Source organism: Vibrio sp. GLN_1 (assembly GCF_043106015.1).
Lineage (GTDB): Bacteria > Pseudomonadota > Gammaproteobacteria > Enterobacterales > Vibrionaceae > Vibrio > Vibrio parahaemolyticus.
The window spans coordinates 156253-173819 of the sequence record NZ_JBICMD010000034.1; the positions used below are offsets into that span (position 1 = coordinate 156253).

Consider the following 17567-nt stretch of genomic DNA (forward strand, 5'->3'; position numbering starts at 1 on the left):
CCGTGCCATTAACGTGAGCTGAAAAAACAAATGCAATACCTGTCTAAACTTTATGATTTACCTTGCAAACCATTACTTATGTTGATTGTTCTGAGTCGAAGAATTAACACTGACAAATAGGTAAATCGGTGGAGTTACGTTTCAATAAAGATGCTTTTTTGTACAAGGTTCCCCCATGCCATTAAAAATGACATTGATTGCCCTTGCCGTTATGGCATCTGCGCAGCCCCAAGCGAATACACCTATAGCTCCGCCCGTCTCTCTTGCTGAAACCTATCAAGATGGAATAGATGTTTCTGAGTATTGGTACAGTGAGAAACTCGATGGAATTCGAGCCTACTGGACAGGTCAACACCTCGTGACCCGAAACGGAAACCGAATTTATGCGCCCGAGTGGTTCACTGAGTCACTCCCGAACTATCCATTGGATGGTGAGCTTTGGGCCGGACGCGGAAATTTTCACATTGTTCAGCAAACCGTTCTTGATAAAACACCAATTGATAGCGCGTGGCGCGAAATCGATTTTATGGTGTTTGACATGCCGTATTCCGCAGGAGATTACCGAAAACGTTATTACAACATTCAGGATTTAGTGTTTGATATTGATGAGCACCACATCAAATACGTTGAGCACCGAGCCATCCAAAACGAGCAACATTTGTTTGCTCAACTGGATAAAATTTCCTTGTCCGATGGCGAAGGCGTGATGCTGCGTAAAGTGTCGAGCCGTTACCAAGCGGGCAGAGGAAGTGACTTACTTAAGCTAAAGCGCTACGCCGACACGGAAGCTCAAGTAGTTGGCTACAAACCGGGAACGGGGCGTTTGCTTGGGATGATGGGCGCAATGCTCGTGCGTTTGCCAGATGGTACAGAGTTTTACATCGGCAGCGGTTTTACGGATGAAGTTCGTCGCCATCCGCCGAAAATCGGCTCTACCATTACGTTTAGATACAACGGGTTTACCCAAACGGGGAAACCAAGATTTGCTCGCTTTTTGAGAGAACGATTTAAGGAGTAGGTGAGTTTCCCACTACCACGCCACAACGTTTTAAAAGACCCTGCCAGAACTTAACATGTTCGAGGGTCTTTGTTCTAAATTGCTCATGCGCTTTTATCACTCCATAACTTTCCCCATGAAGTTCCATTCTCTGCTCAATGAGTATTGCACCATCATTCAACTGCTGATATGTACTGTCGACAAAGGCGAGGTATGGCTGTACTTCTTCAACATAAATTGACTGGAAAACATTTTTCAAATAGCGAAATTGTGTGGTGTCTCGATTCTTTCCACACACAATGCGCCCTTGATTTTCTTCTAGCAATTTTGTGGTGACATCAAGCCACTCAGAAGTGCTGTTCAAAGTGAAGTAAACCTTACCCATCAAGCGAGACTTTTCCATTTCCTCTTGATATTGCACGAAGGAGAAAGAGGGTAAGCGCGAAATGACCCCTTTAGGCGTCTCATACATGGCATTTAACGCATGAAAGGTTTTACTGACATGAGCAGTTTGATTGCGGCTTTTGGCTGATAACCAACTTGAAGCGGTGAGTTGCTTGCGCATGGTTTCGCTTGTGAGGAGAACGTTATCAAGATGAACGGGAAGATGCTGCCATTTTTGTTCATACAGGCGAGTTAATGTCGTGCGTTCGTCTTCGCTCAAGGGGTATTCAGTCAAACAACCATTGAGCGTGTTGAGCAAAGTGGTCTGGTAATCCAGGTCATGGAAAGGGTCTTGTACTTTGCCCAATTGGGAGTTCTTTTCCGCAATCAGGTTGAACAGGCCGCATTGGCGTAGCTGGTAACTCTCTAGTAACCCTAGCGACAATCTTGGCAGCTCTTGATACAAAGCCCTTTTATCGGGAATCGTGATAGCAGAAACCTCGTTAAGCTCTCTCGGGGGAACGTCGAGTACGTTTGCCAAACGTTGATGGTACTTTTCAAAGATTGCGCGCTCTGGATTCGTCCAACCGTTGCAACCGCTGAGCAAAGCGAGTAATGCGAAGAATAGGATTTTCACGAACTTCCTTGTCTGTTTGCTTGTGTTACTCAATTAATACGTTGTCAAAAAGTATACCTAACAACTTGCCATGAAGATCAAAAAAGCCAGCGAATGCTGGCTTTTACGTTCTGTTGTAAACCGTCACCAATGGCGAGCAGAATTACTGCAGAGAAAAGTTAAGTTGTACATCGGGCTCTTGACGGTGCATCCAACGAAGGCGAACACCAAGCATTAACGCAGCTGCGGTCAGGCCGATGATAAAGCCAAGCCAGAAACCTTGCGCGCCCATTGGCTCAACAATCCAATCTGTACGACCAAGAATGTAACCAGTAGGAAGGCCAAGAATCCAATACGCGATGAATGTGCGGTTGAAGATAGCACGCATGTCTTTGTAGCCACGAAGTGCACCGGCTGCGATTACTTGAACGGCGTCAGTGCATTGGTAAACCGCGGCAAACAGCAATAACTGCATCGCTAGTGAGATTACTTCTGGGTTATTGGTGTAAAGCTCAGCAATCAGTTCACGAGACAGTACTGTGATGATCGCTGTAATCGTTGCTAAAGCAAGACCAACCATAATTCCGACGCGAGATGCAACGCGTGCACCGTCGACATTTTCTTCGCCCAAACGGTGACCAACGCGAATACTTACCGCAGCACCTACACTCATTGGCAACATAAATACCAACGAAGAGAAGTTAATCGCAACTTGGTGCGCCGCAACGATGATTGGGCCAAGTGGTGATACCAACAGCGCCACTACAGCAAACAGTGTCACTTCAAAGAACAGTGCCGCTGCAACAGGGAAACCCAGTTTGAACAGGCGAACTTGCGCTTTCCATTGTGGTTTATGGTATTCGCCAAACACATTGATGCTTTTTAGTCGTGATGACGTCATCACATACGCCAACAGCAACGCGAACATAACCCAATAGACGATGGTGGTTGCTACGCCACAACCTACGCCACCCAACTCAGGCGCGCCAAATTTACCGTAAACGAAAATCCAGTTAAGCGGGATGTTCAGTAGCAAACCAATAAATCCAATCACCATCGCTGGCTTGGTTAATGACATACCATCAGTGAAACTGCGCAGAGTTTGGAAGAGAAGAAAAGCTGGCACAGCGAAAATCACAGCATGAATGTAGCCGACGGTTTTATCTGCCATCACAGCTTCTACGTCCATCAATTGTAGAATGAACTGTGTTTGCAGTAACACACCAATGATCGGGATACTGATTAACAACGCAAGGACAACACCTTGCTGAATTTCAAATGGGATCTTTTCGCGACGCGCAGATCCGTTAAGCTGCGCCACAACAGGAACCAAAGCCATAAGCAGGCCAATACCAAACAAAATAGATGGCAGCCAAATGCTTGAAGCGACAGATACCGCAGCCATGTCAGTTGCGCTAACGCCACCTGCCATTACGGTATCGACAAAACCCATGCCCGTTTGAGCGACAGACGCGATCAATACAGGGGTAGCCAATTTAATTAGACTCGATGCTTCTTCTTTATAGCGATGCACGAAAAATACTCCAGAGCGGAACAATAAGATTGAAAGAAAGGGAGTGCTCGAGGACAAAAGATGTGATGAACTGATCTGATGGTTGATTTTAGTCACGATAAGGTGAAAAAATGCCTCGGAGAAACTCCGCGCAAATGATAAACAATTGTATGTGCATATGCTATACCTAAGCGATTCTCATTTTGGCTTTCTTCGAAGGATTGTTTAGGTATAGAAGGCAAAATGTCGCGGGACTTCAGTGTCTGTGCGGATAGCCAACGTTTATATTGCATCAGTAGGTAAAAGACATGTTTACAGGAATAGTGCAAGGAACAGCGAAGGTTGTTCAGATTGATAAGAAAGAGCGTTTTCAAACTCACGTCATTGAACTCGATGGCGCGTTAATCGAAGGGTTAGAAATTGGTGCGTCTGTAGCGCACAATGGCTGCTGTTTAACTGTGACGAACATCGATGGAAATCGAGTCAGCTTTGACTTGATGCAAGCCACGCTTGCGTTGACCAACTTGGGGCTTCTCGAAGAAGGAAGCGCCGTTAACGTTGAGCGCGCTGCTAAATTTGGTGACGAAATCGGTGGGCACAGTATGTCTGGTCACATTAGCTTAATGGCAAACATTGTGGATGTGATTGATACGCCGAACAACCGCACAATTTGGTTTGAGTTACCACAAGAGTCGATGAAATATGTTCTTGCGAAAGGTTACATCGGTATCGACGGTTGCTCGCTAACCATTGGAGAAGTTGAAGCAAACCGTTTCTCTGTACATTTGATTCCTGAAACTTTACAAAGAACCTTGTTTGGCAGTCGACAGGTGGGTGACAAGGTGAACATTGAATTCGATCCACAAACTCAAGCTATCGTTGATACTGTTGAGCGCGTACTGGCGGCTAAACAGTTGTAGCTGGAACGCAGATTTGGCCTTATAGATTGGCCTCATATAGATGAAGAAAAAGGAGCAAAGAGGCTCCTTTTTCTATTTTAAATGGATTCAAAACAATACCGAGTGTGGCTACTCGTAGTTGTCATCAATAAACAACTCGACTTTATCTTGAAGTTCGTCCACGCGCATATTTAAATGAATCGCATGGCAACAAGCCGGGCAATCATCATAAAACTCTTGATCCCCATTACTGGCATCCAATGTTATGCCTATTGAGTGCCCACAATGCGGGCACTTAACATGCCTTTCAGTATAATTTTTCATACAACAACTCCTAGTATTGCAGGGCTTTTAAAACTCAATATTTAAGGAAGTACAGCCCTTTCACTTACTTTGCCTGACCATTCACAAATCGCGTAAACGCCATTTATGCCAACGGCTCAGGCACAATCTAAAGATAAGTTACTTAGATATTAGGTGGACTTGTTGCTAATTGATTCGAAATAAGTACAAAACTTGACCCCAAACTCAACCTTGAATCTGGGGTCTGTAGCTTGAGTGATGTGCCTCGAAAATTGACACAAAGCAGTGACTTGTGCCTTCCAAATTAGTAAGAAATAATTTTATTGATAGTGAGCTGAGCTTGCTCCAAATAATGCCCACCGAACAAATTACAATGATTGAGGATGTGATAGAGGTTGTAGATATCTTTTCGTTCATGATAGCCAGGCAGCAATGGCATCACCGATTCATACCCTTGATAAAACTCAGGTTGGAACCCTCCAAACAATTCAGTCATCGCGATGTCGCATTCTCGGTCCCCCCAATAGCATGCAGGATCGAAACAAATCGGGCCAAACGCGGTGAGAGCGACATTACCATTCCATAAATCACCATGTAGAAGAGACGGTTCTGGCGTATGGTTCGCAAGAAGCTGTTTTACAACGTCAATAAAGTCGTCGATATCAACTAGCGTCACGCCTTTCTCTTTTAATAACTGCAGTTGCCAACCAATACGTTGCTCAGCGAAGAACATGCACCATTTTTTGTGCCATTGATTCGGCTGCAGGGTGGAACCGAGATAATTGTCGGTATCGAAACCAAACTCTTTCTGTTCTCCCCATTGATGCAGTTGAGCTAATTGCTGACCAAATTTGAAGTTGTTTTCAGGGTCATCTAAGGGTTTGGTAGGAAGGTAGTTTAAAATAATGAAAGCGTTGTTTTTGGTCTTACCGACCAATACCACTTCAGGGACAAATATTGTCGAAGTTTCGCGTAACAAGTGCAGGCTCTCGGCCTCAACTTCAAACTTGTGCAAGAATTCTCGGTCGTTGATTTTGACAAAATAGCGTTGCTCACCGTCGTTTATCATATAGCTTTCGCTAATGTCTCCGCCGGATAGTCGAACTTTTTCGGTGATCTGATATTCAAACAGTAAAGTATCAGAAAGTTGTTGCGATATTGCTTGCCACATACAAAACCTCGCGAATCTATTTGACCACCAATAGTTTAGGATAAACGACAAGAGATTGGCGCGGAGTTGAGCATACTTCGGCAAGAAAACTTTGATTAAAAACACCTATTTTTTATAAGTGTGAATCAAATCTCCTATAAGCCTATGATTTGTCGGCTTAACATATGGAGCAATTTGTTTACAACAGGTATGATTATTTTTTTGACTTTAGTTCCATTGGTGGCATGAAAATACTGATATGTGATGACTCGGCGGTTGCTCGTAAGCTTATCGCTCGAACCATCGTACAAGATACCTCATTGCACCTTATCGAAGCCCAAGACGGGAATGAGGCGCTGAAAATCTTAGCCGAACAAAATATTGACGTTTTGTTCCTCGATTTAACGATGCCCATTATGGACGGTTTCGAGGTTCTTGAGTCTTTACCCGTAAGCCATTATCCAACTCAGATCGTGATCGTGTCGGGTGATGTACAACAAGAAGCAAAGCAGCGCTGCCTAGAGTTAGGGGCAATGGATTTTATCGCAAAGCCGTTGTCAGAAGAACAAGTCATCCCGCTGTACGAGCGTCTTGGGTTGCATTATGCACAGCGAACATCAATGGAGCTTAATTCTGCACAAAGCCAAGAAGAGCTTTCATCCCTTGCCAAGTTTCGTGAAATTGCCAACATTGCGCTAGGCAAAGGGGCGGCCATTATGGCTGATCACTTGCATGAGTTTATCCAGTTGCCAGTTCCGCATGTTGGGCCATTGTCCTATGGTGAATTGCATATGACGCTGGTGGACGTGATTGGGCGAGATAGCTCTGTAGCGGTTTCGCAGCGCTTTGTTGGCGGCGGCATACACGGAGAGGCGTTGGTTTGCCTACGTGGGAAAGATATCAATCAAATTGGCGAAAGGTTGGGGTATCTGCTCGAATTTACGCCTCATAATGAAATTATTTTAAATGTCTCTAACTTGCTGGTTTCGTCATTCCTAACCTCTTTAGGGAACCAACTTGATAAGCAGTTTTCACTTCGTCAGCCGGGCATCGTCGATACAATCACTCCTTACAATGAAGAACAAGGAGAATCAGGCGAACTCTTTACCATCGAATATACCTACATGGCGGAAGCGCTCGATTTTGAGTGTGAAGTATTATTTCTAATAGACAAACCATCAGTAGAGATTATTTATGAAATCATGGAGTTAATCTGATGTCCGATATCACGCTGGACATAGCAGACTTTCATTGGGTCACACAAATTTTAGATACCATGGATTCTGGGCTCATTGTTCTTGATCCAGAATATAACGTGTGTGTCTGGAACAGCTTTATGCAGTCTTACAGCGGTGTGCTGTCTCAAGATATTTTAGGTCAATGCTTGTTCGATCATTTCGACGAACTACCACGAACGTGGTTGGAAACGAAACTAAAGGCCTCTGCTGATCTTGAGACTCGTTCCTTCTCCAGTTGGGAAAACCGACCATACCTTTTTAAATTCAACAACTTTTCACCGGTTTCCAACAGCTGTGACTTTATGTTTCAAGACATCGTTATCACGCCATTGCGTTCACTTTCTGGCGAAGTAAGCCATATTGCGATTCAAGTGAACGATGTTTCCGAAACGGCGAGAAACCGAATCCATTTGCGAGAAACCAATCAGCATTTGTCTGAGATCAGCAGAAAGGATGGTTTAACAGGTTTGTTTAATCGAGCATTTTGGGAGCAATCATTAAAAGATGAGTTTGCGCACCTCAAAGTGATCGACGGACCATGTTCTCTGGTTATCTTCGATATTGACCACTTTAAAAAAGTAAACGACACCTATGGCCACCCAACGGGTGACGAGGTAATTCGTCGTACTTCTGCTTTACTTCGTAAAACCGCGCGCAGCAGTGACATTTGTGGCCGCTTTGGTGGCGAAGAGTTTACTGTGCTATTACCGCATACCAATCAAGAGCAAGCATGCTATTTTGCCGAGCGATTACGTAAGAGAATTGAGCAAGAGATCGTGAAAGTAGAAGATTTTTTGATTAATTACACGATAAGTATTGGTGTTTGCGAGTATAAGCCTTATTTTGAAAGTCATACTCAATGGTTAAAGAGTGCTGATGCGGCGTTATACCGCGCAAAAGAAAATGGGCGAAACCAAACTTGTTTGCATGAATGCGATTAACCTAATTGGTTGAAAAGCATCCAGTTAGCGCATGAATGTTTATTAATATGAAATAAGTTAATGAAATTTTCTCGGCATGTCTTACTATTGAAACTAATTCGCTTTCAGCTACGAAGGCTTGCAATAAACGGAGAAAAACAGTGGTTGTAGAAACCGATGGGTATCTCGCTCTCATTGAGCATTTGTCGCTTAATCTAGATATTTTCACAACGGAAATTGGTGATACAGGTTCCGAAAGCATCGAAGATGTGGTTACTGACATGGTTGCTTCAAACATCATGGCGATCTTTGAGCAAAACCCTGAGCTTCACTCAAGCGTACGTTTTAAACTGCTTAAAGAAGCAGATGCCGTTGTAGAAGACCTTGGTGAAGTGCTAGCGGGCGTGTGGAGCAAGAAAGCAACGAACGAACAGATTGCTTTTCTAGATGAATACATTGCGTTAGTGAAAAACCTATTTGATACCGCAGTCGCCACTTACGACTAATGTTCAAATGCCGAGTATGCCCCCTAATATTCAGCTAAACACTATTCCAACAATAAGAAGGGTTACAAGGTAACTCTTCTTACTTGCCAAAACTTGGACGCCCAGTAAGGGTTGTCTATTCTAGAAATAATTACCCCTTTAGACGTAGATGCGTGCATAAACTGCTTGTTCCCCAAGTAGATTCCAACGTGGTAGGTGCTTCGTCGAGTTTTAAAAAACACCAAATCTCCTTGTTTGGCATCCGTCCAACTCAGCTCAACGCCTTGTGTGGATTGCTGCTTTGTCGTCCTTGGTAGGGCGAGTTGATACGCTTCGACAAAGGCTCTTTGAACGAAAGCCGAGCAGTCGATTCCAGATTTTTGCGTTCCGCCAAGTCGATAGGGCGTGCCGTGCCACTCGTTGTAAAACTGAAACAAGTCAGGGTTATTAGACAATAACTGATTGGTGGGTACAGTTACTTCAACCTGTTCACTCGGCTCTGGGCCAGACGAACAAGCTGAAAGTAGAGCACTGATTATCAAAGGAAAATATATACGACGCAAATCTTCACCTGTCATCTGTATGACTCATAACTGAAATATTAATGTCATAACCAATCCATAGTATGGGCTGAAAATCACGGTTTTGTCTCACATGTGTGACGGATTCACGACAAAGCCGACTCAACCTCAAGAAAGAATAAAAATTGATTATGGCAACGCGCAAACGCTCACGCACATCGCTTTCACTGATTCAGACTATCAGCGCAACATTTTTAACTATCATCGCACTTGTTATAGCCCTTTCTGTCTCAAGTTTCAAAGGAATGGGGCAGGTTGGAGAACAATTTGAAGATTTGTCTCAAAAAGCATTACCGATTGCGATGGCCAATGCGACTCTGACCAGAAATGTGTTGGAAATGGTGAAACTGCTCAACTATGGAATGCAGGTAACGGAAGCGAAAGAGTTGCCGCTTGTAGAAGCGCAAATTGAAGCGCTGGCGAAACAGACAGAAGGTCTGATCGAGAAAACATCCGAAGTCGCTCCACAGCTTTCCAATGAGTTAAAAGATAAAGTGGAGACGTTGCACCAAATCACAAACTCCATTTTACTCAAGCAATCCGCAGTGATTCAGATGCAAGGGCACATCGATGCGAATGTTGGTGGTTTTCGCTATGGACTGAGTTCCATCGGCCCAGAGATGAACAGAATTAGCTCATTTTTAAGCCTGGACGATCCTGAGTCGAGTGACGCGGCAAACCGTTTTATTGCATCTGCGAGTTCGATGGAAAGCACTTTCCTTGTAATGATGATGCATACCGATTTACCTAAAGCAGAGAAAGAATATCGGGAGATGCGAAATCGGATTGCGGGGATTAACCTTGCTTACGAAGATTTCAAAGCCCTACACCCTGAAGTCAGTGACTACGCCAGCTTGACAGCGCCTTATGAGATGGTGAAATCAGGCTTTGACGACGAGGGCATTTTGCAACTCATTCTTGCCAAGTTGGCCCAAAGCGAACAACAACAGCGTGAGTTTCATCAAGCGTCGTTATTAGCTGATGAAACCATGAGGCTCTTGGATAGCATTTCGCAGTCGGCATCGAACTTGATTGATGAACGCGAAGCCATGGTCAATAACACCATAGGCAGCGTCAGCATGATGGTTCTTGTCGCGGCGTGTGTTATCTCTCTGGTTATTTTGGTCTCTTGGTTCGGGCTAAAAACGTGGACAAACCGAGGCTTGAAGAATGTGCTGGTACGTTTGTCCGCATTAACTGACCACGATTTTCGTGCCAAAGCAGATGAGATGGGCCCCTTTGAGCTAAAAGAGGTCGCACGCAAATTGAATCAGGTGATCGATTCAACACACGACTCTATCCAAACGGTTACACGTAATTGTGAGACGCTTTATCAAACCGCAGAAATCAGCCACGATGCAGCTGAGCAAACCAATGACGGTCTAACGACGCAAAACGAAGCGTTAGCGAGCATGGTGACTACGATTACTCAGCTAGAGGCGTCCATACGTGAAATTGCCACAGTAACGAATGCTTCGTCAGAAGATTCATTACTTGCTACACGACATACCGAAAAAGGTGTCCAAGTTGTCGAGCAAAACCGCAAGCGGTTGGAATCATTAGAAAGCTCTTTGGATGTGAATGAACAATCAATGTTAGAGCTAGACCAGCGTGTTAAGCAGATTCGTGAAATGGTCGACATGATCAGTGGTATCGCGGAAAACACCAATTTACTTGCGCTGAATGCGGCCATCGAAGCTGCTCGCGCAGGTGAACAAGGGCGCGGGTTTGCGGTTGTCGCGGATGAAGTCCGTAAACTGGCAAAGGATACCTCCCAGCAAACGACCAATATTCGTGAAATGATGAGCGAGCTTATTACTGCGGCAGAGCGTTCTCGCCAAGCGGTAAACGATTCGCGAGAAGAAATGACTCACGCGCTGCATTCCAGCAATGAAGTGAAATCGACGTTCTCTGACATTAACCTCGCGGTTCAGCATATTCAAGAGCGTGTTGAGCAGATCTCTGTTGCCACGGAAGAGCAAGAACGTGCGACGGCAGACGTCTCTCAATCCATCAATAATATTTCCGAGCTTGGAGAGCGTACAAAGCTACAACTTGAATCCATGGTTGAAAGCTCTGAACAAGTGGCAGAAATTGCAGGGCATCAACAAGCGATGTTGCATAAATACGAGCTGCATCAGTCCGCATAAGTGACATGTTTTCATCTTCTATAAGCAGAACTTCGGTTCTGCTTTTTTGTTGCTTCTACGCACCTTCTCATTGCTATTCAAATAGCAGAAGTGAGTTATATCGCATCTTGCTCATTTCTTAAGGGCTGAGTTATCACTACGTGGTGTTAAAGCTATGTCGGTAAAACAAGATGGCTAGAATGTTGTCCGAATTCAAAGGAATGAATCATGCAACTATTACAAAGAGCCAGCCTTATACTGGTTAATCATCAGCAAGAACTTTTGCTTATCCAGCGTTTTCAAAACGATAGACACTATTGGGTTTTCCCCGGCGGTAGTGTTGAGGTTGGAGAGCAGCCTGTTGAAGCTGCGAAAAGAGAAGCGCTGGAAGAAACCTCATTGGAACTCAATCGAGTCCAAAAGGTTTTTGAGATCGAAAACCAAGGTCGCTTAGAAACCTATTTTCTTTCTTATGTAGGGAACTCAAAAGTGAAACTGGGGGTGGGGCCGGAACAAACCAGACAATCAGACGTTAACCAGTATCATTTAAAGTGGGTGCGTTTAGATCAACTTCATACGATTCCTTTGTATCCAGAGCAAGCCAAAGCCTTCTGCTTAAACAATGAGGAGTGGTTTTATGATCGATAAAGTCTGTCCCGTTGTTCTGCGTAAGCAAAACAAAGAGATCCTACTTTTTCAGCATCCCTTAGCGGGTATTCAGCTAGTCAAGGGAACGGTTGAGACGTTTGATGAAAGTTACATCACGGCTGCAAAACGGGAGCTGGCTGAAGAATCTGGGATTACGCACGTTATCTCCGCTCGGTATTTATGCTCATGGGACAGTGGATTTCAAAATCAAGCATGGCATTTTGTTTTGTGTGAGTGTGCAGACCTAGCGGATTCATGGACGTTTCATACGCAAGACGATGGCGGACATGATTTTGCGTTTTTTTGGCACGATATAGGGAGCGATATTTCCTCACAGGCGCATACTGTTTTTCAGCACGCACTGGAAAAAATTCGAAAACTGATAGACCAAGGGGGGGGGTGTAAGTGAGGTTGCAAGTTGGAGGTTTAACAAAGAAGAACTTGTTAAAGCACTTGAGTCAAAAAGGTGTTCAATTGAATGCCTTCGCCCAACAACTATTCGATGATGACAAAGTCGAGTGCTCAGATGACATTCAATCGATCTTTTTAACGATAAAAACACCGTTTGACTTCGGACTTTATTTTGGCGCGACCCTTGGAGAAATGATTGAAGCTGCGTCGACACAAAATCTTTCACCTTGTCCTTTAGTTGTTGCGCCATACCTCCGTTTACAAGAAATTGATTTGGCGAAGGGAGAGTACCTTACTGTGGTGTCTTCCCCGCTTTCGAATGACAAAGCTTATCCTCGTGGTTTGTATCTACGGGATCTCGACGACGGATTCTGGTTAAGAGGCTTTAGATGTTCGGACGATTGTATCTTTCCGCCGTCGAAAAAGTTTGTTTTTGTGTCTGAATTAGTACACTTTATCATCGCGAGCCCGACAACCTTTCTCATCTAATATCGAGGGAAAACTAGCGGATTTGAGCGAAGTGCCAAAGCAAACACTATGCTTCTATCAGGAGCGAATAGACATTTCACGAATTTGCAAATTCTGAACTCAGGTTAATTGGCTCATTGTACGCATCAACAACCGCGTTTTTGCCATTTCTCTTCGCCTGATACAAAGCTTGGTCTAATATCGAGTACAGCTCATCGAAGTTGGTGAGTGGCATTGATGTCGATAGGTAGGCCAAGCTTGCCGTTACACGAAGGTCTTCATTTCTTTCCGTTTTGATTTGTTTTTCCGAAATGGTTTTATGCAAGCTTTGAACTCGGAACGGTACATCAATTTCATCAACGTTTTTGAGTAAAAGAACAAATTCCTCTCCACCTAAACGCCCGATGTATTCACCTTTATTGAGTTTTACGCGGATGCTTTGACAAACGTGTTTCAAAACCAAATCGCCTGTAGGGTGGCCGTAGGTATCATTGATGGCTTTAAAGTTATCTAAGTCAATTAAAGCCAGAACATATCGCATCTCTTGATGAGTTTTCGAGGTTTGGCTTTTGATGGTTTCAATGATCGCGGTTCTGTTTAAGGCACACGTTAAACTGTCTATCCGTGCTTTATTTCGAGTTTGTCGCTGAGCCATTATTGCCAACACCAAAAGAAGCACTAAGCAGGCAACCACAAAATTGTACGCGCGTTTTTGATCTGTAAGCTTTTCAAACTCGCTCTGCTTTAAATTCCGCTCGTTCGCAAGTTTGATCAGTTGCAGTTCGTATTCGTACTCATTTTTGGTGAGGTCAAGAGCTTCCATTGCCTTGATGTTACTGGTGTCTCGGTTATCTAGTTCTAATGTAGAATACGCTTCATAGTGACTTAGCGCCGCTTTGTAATCCCCAAGTTCTTGGTAAGCATTGGACAGCAACAGTTGTGCTCTCGCTTGTAGCAATGGCCTTGAGTTTTCCATTGCTAGTGTGAACGCTTCTTTACCGTGCTCGATCGCCTTTTCTGGCGCGTCATTTTTCAGATAAGCAAAACCAGCGGCTAAATGCCCCTCGGTTTGCAAATGGTTGTTTTCATATCGCTCGCCCAAACCGAGTGCTTTGTTAATGTATTTGACGGCTTGTTCAAGGTTGCCAATTTCAGCGATGGCGGAAGCAAGCCCCAAATATGCTAAGCCTTGTCCATACGGATAGTGGAGCTCTTCCAAGATTTTCAATGAATTCTGGTAGTGGTTAATGGCCTTATCGAAATCTTTCGATTTGTTATACATCCGAGCTAGGCTGTGTTCGACTTGCGCCACTTTGAGTGGGGCCTCCTCAAGTTGACGCGCAAGCAAGGATTGGATGAGGTATTGCTCCGATTGCTCAAACTGTCCTAATTCGGCGAGTAAATTGCCGACATCGTTATAAATACCAGATGGGTCGCTTTGATAAGACATATTGGCAAGCAGGAGGCGGTACAAGCTCAGAGCCTTTTCGTAGTCGCCGCGATAATTGTAGTTGTTCGCTACGACTCGCAACGCCAAGTCTGCAGGAAAGACTTCTGCGTGCTTATCGTCTAAATGGCTTTCGAGAGATGAGCAAAAGAAGTTTGCTTTGTGGTAACGGCCTTGCTGGTTTAGCGTGTAGCAAAGCTGGTAATTCATCAAAGCTTTACCTTCCACGTCACCATTTTGTTTCATCTTTTGCCTTAACGAGTTGAAACTGGCAACAGAAGCGTCATAACTGCCATGTTTACGTTCGTTTAAAGCGAGAATGTACTCAGACTCTAACTTCGCGAAATCATTGTTTAAGATTTGGCTACTTCCGTAATAAGGCTGCTTGATGTTAGCCATATACTCATAAATCAACCCACTGACGTAAAGTCTTTCGCTGTCAGAGACGGAAGTATGATAACGGTCTTGGAGCATGCTAAGAGCAGAAGCCGCATCGTTGTGTAACGTTGTTTGATAGACAGCGTGCCATTGCGTAAAGTTTTGGGTGTGTTCAATCTCGGTAGAGTCACTTGCGTATATTTGACTGCAAAAAAGCAGTGACGCAAGCAAAGGAGACAGCGCGCGCATAAGGAAGTAGCCTTGTGTTTTTCTTATATAATCTTTTCAGTATGTTATACCCATTATCTTATAGGCGATGTGACCACGTGAAGTGAATAAACAATACTGAATGGAAAAACTATGAAGTGGGTCGATATTTGTGTTGAGAACTAGGGGAGGGAATAGAAACCCCGGCACAAGTGCCGAGGTCAACGCGATTAGTCTACGTATAGCTTCGCTAGATCTTGAGGCTCCATTTCTTTGCCTTCTAGCTGATCATTCCAGTTTGTACCAACAAGAACGCCGTCTTCAGCAAGAGTCAGAAGCCAATCTTCTACAAAGATATCTAGTGGAATTTCAAGAACAGTAAAATCTGCCCACTCTTCAACGTTGTGCGCTTCAGCATCTTCTTTCGAAGACCAGAAAGGCATTACTTCGCTATTTTCGAACTCAGTTGAATCGCAAGACAACCAACCTTCTTCATTGCGTAGACCCCAAACGAGTTGGCTTTCTTTCGTTTCTGCTACGAAAAGATCAAGGTTTGCTTGGATATCTGATGTAAGTTTGCTCATTTCAAAACTCTCATTGTTATGACGCCGCTAGATTACCACTAAAGCGCCGATTCCTAAAGCATAATACGGCTTCAAGCCACTATGAAAAGAAAAGGAGCCGAGGCTCCTTTTGTCAAATCTGAGTGCGATGTGAGAGTGTAAAAGTTTAGATTAGCTTTCTGCTTCAGGAAGCGTCGTAAAGATCGTCCACTCTTTTTTAACTTTACCCTTGTAACCAACAACAGATGCGGTCACTCGGCGGTTAAGTGCGTGACTTACCTGATCGGTGCCTTGCTCTGCTAGATGTGTGTCACCAAAACCAATGATGCGAACACGATTTGGTTCAATACCGTAACTTAATAGCGCGTCACGCACGTTTTTCGCTCGTCGTTCAGAGAGATCTTGATTGTGTTTTGAACCACCTGTTTTACTCGCGTAACCTTGTAGTTCAATCGAGGTCGTTGGGTAATCCTTCAAGAAGTCAGACAACTCACGAATTTGACGACGAAATACCGGATTGATCTCATCAGAATCGTTGGCAAATAGCACACGAACTTGCATTTTCTCAGATGCTTTGATGTATTCGCCACAGCCATCATTGTCAACTTCAGAGCCAGCTGGCGTCCCCGGACATAGGTCGCGAGCGTTAATCACACCGTCGTTATCTTCGTCTTGTAAGTCAGCAATTTGTTCTGCGGTAGGGAATGCACGGTAATCGTACTCATCTTCAGCGATTGCTTGTTGCGTAACGGCGATAACGCTTAATGCTAATAGCAGTTTCATCGGTTTCATGATTAGTACTCCACCTTCTGGTTCCATTCTGTTGGTACATCAACACGCAAGGCATTCAACAGTTGACCCGTAGCATTCATCACTCGGTACTTCGCATATTGTTCCGCGTATTTAGCGTCTAAATAGTTCTTTCTTGCTTCGAACAGTTCGTTTTCAGTATTCAAAAGGTCAAGTAGAGTACGCTTACCAATGCGATATTGCTTTTCGTAAGCAATGACCGTTTCAGAAGCTGAGTCTACGTGGTCAGCTAAAAACTCTTTTTGTTGCAGAGTTAAATCTAACGCACTCCAAGACAAGCGAAGTCCTTCTTCGACATTTCGGTATGCGCGCTCTCGTAGATCTTTCGCTTTGTTTAACTGATATGCAAAGCTTTCTGCGTTCGCAACATCACTACCACCGTTGAACAAGTTGTAACGCATTCGAAGCATTGCTGTCGTTTCATCGCTGCTGCCTTCAATACCGCCGGCATCGTTGCGCCATGTTTGTGCTGCTTCTACAGAAATGGTCGGGTAGTAAGTTCCTTTCGATTGTTTGTACTGGAACTTAGCTGAATCCACATCTGCAACCGAGATTTTGATGACAGGGTGAGATTCAAATGCCAAGTCAATCGCTTCATCGATTGTGTATGGGATGAAGTTTTGATCCGCGCGTGGGAAGATCAATCCTTGTGGCGATTGTCCGACAAGACGCGTAAACATCGTTTGGCTATCAAACAGGTTATTTTGAGCCGCAACTAAGTTACCGTGCGCTTTTGCTAAACGCGCCTCAACTTGAGTCAGGTCTGCGGTCGAGCCGATACCTGAGTTGACACGTTTTTTAATGTCTTCATAAATTTTCTTATGAACTTTCAGGTTGTTCTCTGAAAGAGAAAGAATTTCATACGCTTTAACGGAATCTAAGTACACCTTAGTCACTTCCAATGCAGTGTCTTGCGCATCCGCAAGTAGTTGGTATCGCACAGATTCTGCATCTGCAGCAGTACGGTCCATATCATTAAGAGTGGCAGAGCCATCCCAAATCAATTGCGTTAAAGTGATAGTGGCTTCTTTACGAGTCAGATCGGTTGAGTCTCGTCCTGATTCTGCAGGATTTATACCTTCGTAACCGATACCTGCGTCAAGATCGACGGAAGGGAGGTAAGCACCGCCAGATGCTTCATTCACATACTGCTTGCTAACGAATTCATTGAACGCGCTTTTAATATCGGGATTTGTTTTTAGCGTATTTTCTACGGCTTGCTCTAGTGTTTGCCCAAAAGCATGACTAGCGGCGAATACACCAATACAAAAGGCGTTGGCACGAGTCCACTTCACTGTGATTCTCCTAGATGGTTATGTAATTTCTCGAGGCGAGAGGGCTTATAAGTGGAATACCTATAAGGGCGTCAATAATTTAGCGCACAATACCACTAATAATCGACGATGTAACCAATCGCTTT

Annotated in this window: 18 protein-coding genes; 9 read left to right on the forward strand and 9 right to left on the reverse strand. The window is 44.2% G+C overall.

Translation table 11 applies throughout. The features are described from left to right. Positions 1 to 175 precede the first annotated feature (175 nt). Positions 176 to 1018 (forward strand): DNA ligase, encoded by an 843-nt coding sequence (locus ACF8OV_RS14410; RefSeq protein WP_017448527.1) that lies wholly within the window; start codon positions 176 to 178, stop codon positions 1016 to 1018. Here the strand turns inward: ACF8OV_RS14410 and ACF8OV_RS14415 are convergent. Both ACF8OV_RS14415 and ACF8OV_RS14420 read right to left on the reverse strand, forming a co-directional pair. Further along, positions 1008 to 2018, reverse strand: coding sequence for a DUF3080 domain-containing protein (locus ACF8OV_RS14415; RefSeq protein WP_203505057.1), 1011 nt, complete (start codon positions 2016 to 2018; stop codon positions 1008 to 1010). The two genes, ACF8OV_RS14410 and ACF8OV_RS14415, sit on opposite strands and share 11 nt — an antisense overlap. 142 nt (positions 2019 to 2160) lie before the next feature. Then, on the reverse strand, positions 2161 to 3531 hold the full coding sequence (locus ACF8OV_RS14420) for an MATE family efflux transporter (RefSeq protein ID WP_005495087.1): 1371 nt from the start codon (positions 3529 to 3531) through the stop codon (positions 2161 to 2163). Positions 3532 to 3818: 287 nt separating this feature from the next. Here ACF8OV_RS14420 and ACF8OV_RS14425 point away from each other — a divergent pair, with 287 nt between their 5' ends. Next, complete coding sequence (locus ACF8OV_RS14425) at positions 3819 to 4430, forward strand: riboflavin synthase (RefSeq protein WP_020840658.1); 612 nt, start codon at positions 3819 to 3821, stop codon at positions 4428 to 4430. Between the two features lie 108 nt (positions 4431 to 4538). On the opposite strand, the gene ACF8OV_RS14430 is transcribed toward ACF8OV_RS14425, so the two are convergent. Beyond that, positions 4539 to 4733 (reverse strand): CPXCG motif-containing cysteine-rich protein, encoded by a 195-nt coding sequence (locus ACF8OV_RS14430; protein WP_005396219.1) that lies wholly within the window; start codon positions 4731 to 4733, stop codon positions 4539 to 4541. 283 nt (positions 4734 to 5016) lie between these two features. Then, on the reverse strand, positions 5017 to 5883 hold the full coding sequence (locus tag ACF8OV_RS14435; RefSeq protein ID WP_054389447.1) for a fructosamine kinase family protein: 867 nt from the start codon (positions 5881 to 5883) through the stop codon (positions 5017 to 5019). A gap of 224 nt (positions 5884 to 6107) precedes the next feature. Here ACF8OV_RS14435 and ACF8OV_RS14440 point away from each other — a divergent pair, with 224 nt between their 5' ends. The 3 genes from ACF8OV_RS14440 to ACF8OV_RS14450 all read left to right on the forward strand — a co-directional run bounded on the left by ACF8OV_RS14440 (position 6108) and on the right by ACF8OV_RS14450 (position 8526). Continuing rightward, the gene (locus ACF8OV_RS14440) at positions 6108 to 7079 is read left to right on the forward strand and encodes a response regulator (protein WP_005488594.1); all 972 of its coding nucleotides are present in this window, start codon (positions 6108 to 6110) and stop codon (positions 7077 to 7079) included. Further along, positions 7079 to 8041: a sensor domain-containing diguanylate cyclase gene (locus ACF8OV_RS14445; protein WP_005453915.1), complete on the forward strand. Its 963-nt coding sequence runs from the start codon at positions 7079 to 7081 to the stop codon at positions 8039 to 8041. The genes ACF8OV_RS14440 and ACF8OV_RS14445 overlap by 1 nt, the downstream gene beginning before the upstream one ends. Positions 8042 to 8181: 140 nt before the next feature. Further along, a complete protein-coding gene (locus ACF8OV_RS14450) occupies positions 8182 to 8526 on the forward strand; it encodes a DUF3802 family protein (protein WP_005453925.1) in 345 nt (114 codons plus the stop codon). A 62-nt stretch (positions 8527 to 8588) separates the two neighbouring features. On the opposite strand, the gene ACF8OV_RS14455 is transcribed toward ACF8OV_RS14450, so the two are convergent. Further along, positions 8589 to 9083 carry an NlpC/P60 family protein gene (locus tag ACF8OV_RS14455; RefSeq protein ID WP_015296721.1) on the reverse strand — a complete coding sequence of 165 codons (495 nt, stop codon included), beginning with the start codon at positions 9081 to 9083 and terminating at the stop codon, positions 8589 to 8591. Positions 9084 to 9217: 134 nt separating this feature from the next. Between ACF8OV_RS14455 and ACF8OV_RS14460 the strand changes: the two genes are divergently transcribed. The 4 genes from ACF8OV_RS14460 (at position 9218) to ACF8OV_RS14475 (ending at position 12763) form a co-directional block, all read left to right on the forward strand. After that, positions 9218 to 11236, forward strand: coding sequence for a methyl-accepting chemotaxis protein (locus ACF8OV_RS14460; protein WP_203505055.1), 2019 nt, complete (start codon positions 9218 to 9220; stop codon positions 11234 to 11236). Positions 11237 to 11443: 207 nt separating this feature from the next. Beyond that, the gene (locus ACF8OV_RS14465) at positions 11444 to 11863 is read left to right on the forward strand and encodes an NUDIX domain-containing protein (RefSeq protein WP_025631622.1); all 420 of its coding nucleotides are present in this window, start codon (positions 11444 to 11446) and stop codon (positions 11861 to 11863) included. Beyond that, positions 11853 to 12272 carry an NUDIX domain-containing protein gene (locus tag ACF8OV_RS14470; protein WP_317675706.1) on the forward strand — a complete coding sequence of 140 codons (420 nt, stop codon included), beginning with the start codon at positions 11853 to 11855 and terminating at the stop codon, positions 12270 to 12272. Before ACF8OV_RS14465 ends, ACF8OV_RS14470 begins: the two co-directional genes overlap by 11 nt. A gap of 32 nt (positions 12273 to 12304) precedes the next feature. Continuing rightward, positions 12305 to 12763, forward strand: coding sequence for a hypothetical protein (locus ACF8OV_RS14475; RefSeq protein WP_392404375.1), 459 nt, complete (start codon positions 12305 to 12307; stop codon positions 12761 to 12763). A 76-nt stretch (positions 12764 to 12839) separates the two neighbouring features. On the opposite strand, the gene ACF8OV_RS14480 is transcribed toward ACF8OV_RS14475, so the two are convergent. The 4 genes from ACF8OV_RS14480 to ACF8OV_RS14495 form a co-directional block, all read right to left on the reverse strand. After that, entirely contained in the window at positions 12840 to 14816 is a 1977-nt protein-coding gene (locus ACF8OV_RS14480) for a diguanylate cyclase (protein ID WP_203505053.1), read from the reverse strand. Between the two features lie 188 nt (positions 14817 to 15004). Next, complete coding sequence (locus ACF8OV_RS14485; protein WP_020840594.1) at positions 15005 to 15358, reverse strand: DUF2750 domain-containing protein; 354 nt, start codon at positions 15356 to 15358, stop codon at positions 15005 to 15007. 150 nt (positions 15359 to 15508) lie between these two features. Continuing rightward, on the reverse strand, positions 15509 to 16129 hold the full coding sequence (locus ACF8OV_RS14490; RefSeq protein WP_005477817.1) for an OmpA family protein: 621 nt from the start codon (positions 16127 to 16129) through the stop codon (positions 15509 to 15511). A gap of 2 nt (positions 16130 to 16131) precedes the next feature. Then, positions 16132 to 17442 (reverse strand): TolC family outer membrane protein, encoded by a 1311-nt coding sequence (locus ACF8OV_RS14495; RefSeq protein WP_005464216.1) that lies wholly within the window; start codon positions 17440 to 17442, stop codon positions 16132 to 16134. Positions 17443 to 17567 lie beyond the last annotated feature (125 nt).

Coding starts and splice junctions, on each gene's coding strand:
- ACF8OV_RS14455 (WP_015296721.1), bottom strand. CDS start 9,083: ATGACAGGTGAAGATTTGCGTCGTATATATTTTCCTTTGATAATCAGT.
- ACF8OV_RS14460 (WP_203505055.1), top strand. CDS start 9,218: ATGGCAACGCGCAAACGCTCACGCACATCGCTTTCACTGATTCAGACT.
- ACF8OV_RS14465 (WP_025631622.1), top strand. CDS start 11,444: ATGCAACTATTACAAAGAGCCAGCCTTATACTGGTTAATCATCAGCAA.
- ACF8OV_RS14430 (WP_005396219.1), bottom strand. CDS start 4,733: ATGAAAAATTATACTGAAAGGCATGTTAAGTGCCCGCATTGTGGGCAC.
- ACF8OV_RS14435 (WP_054389447.1), bottom strand. CDS start 5,883: ATGTGGCAAGCAATATCGCAACAACTTTCTGATACTTTACTGTTTGAA.
- ACF8OV_RS14470 (WP_317675706.1), top strand. CDS start 11,853: ATGATCGATAAAGTCTGTCCCGTTGTTCTGCGTAAGCAAAACAAAGAG.
- ACF8OV_RS14425 (WP_020840658.1), top strand. CDS start 3,819: ATGTTTACAGGAATAGTGCAAGGAACAGCGAAGGTTGTTCAGATTGAT.
- ACF8OV_RS14410 (WP_017448527.1), top strand. CDS start 176: ATGCCATTAAAAATGACATTGATTGCCCTTGCCGTTATGGCATCTGCG.
- ACF8OV_RS14440 (WP_005488594.1), top strand. CDS start 6,108: ATGAAAATACTGATATGTGATGACTCGGCGGTTGCTCGTAAGCTTATC.
- ACF8OV_RS14485 (WP_020840594.1), bottom strand. CDS start 15,358: ATGAGCAAACTTACATCAGATATCCAAGCAAACCTTGATCTTTTCGTA.
- ACF8OV_RS14490 (WP_005477817.1), bottom strand. CDS start 16,129: ATGAAACCGATGAAACTGCTATTAGCATTAAGCGTTATCGCCGTTACG.
- ACF8OV_RS14445 (WP_005453915.1), top strand. CDS start 7,079: ATGTCCGATATCACGCTGGACATAGCAGACTTTCATTGGGTCACACAA.
- ACF8OV_RS14480 (WP_203505053.1), bottom strand. CDS start 14,816: ATGCGCGCGCTGTCTCCTTTGCTTGCGTCACTGCTTTTTTGCAGTCAA.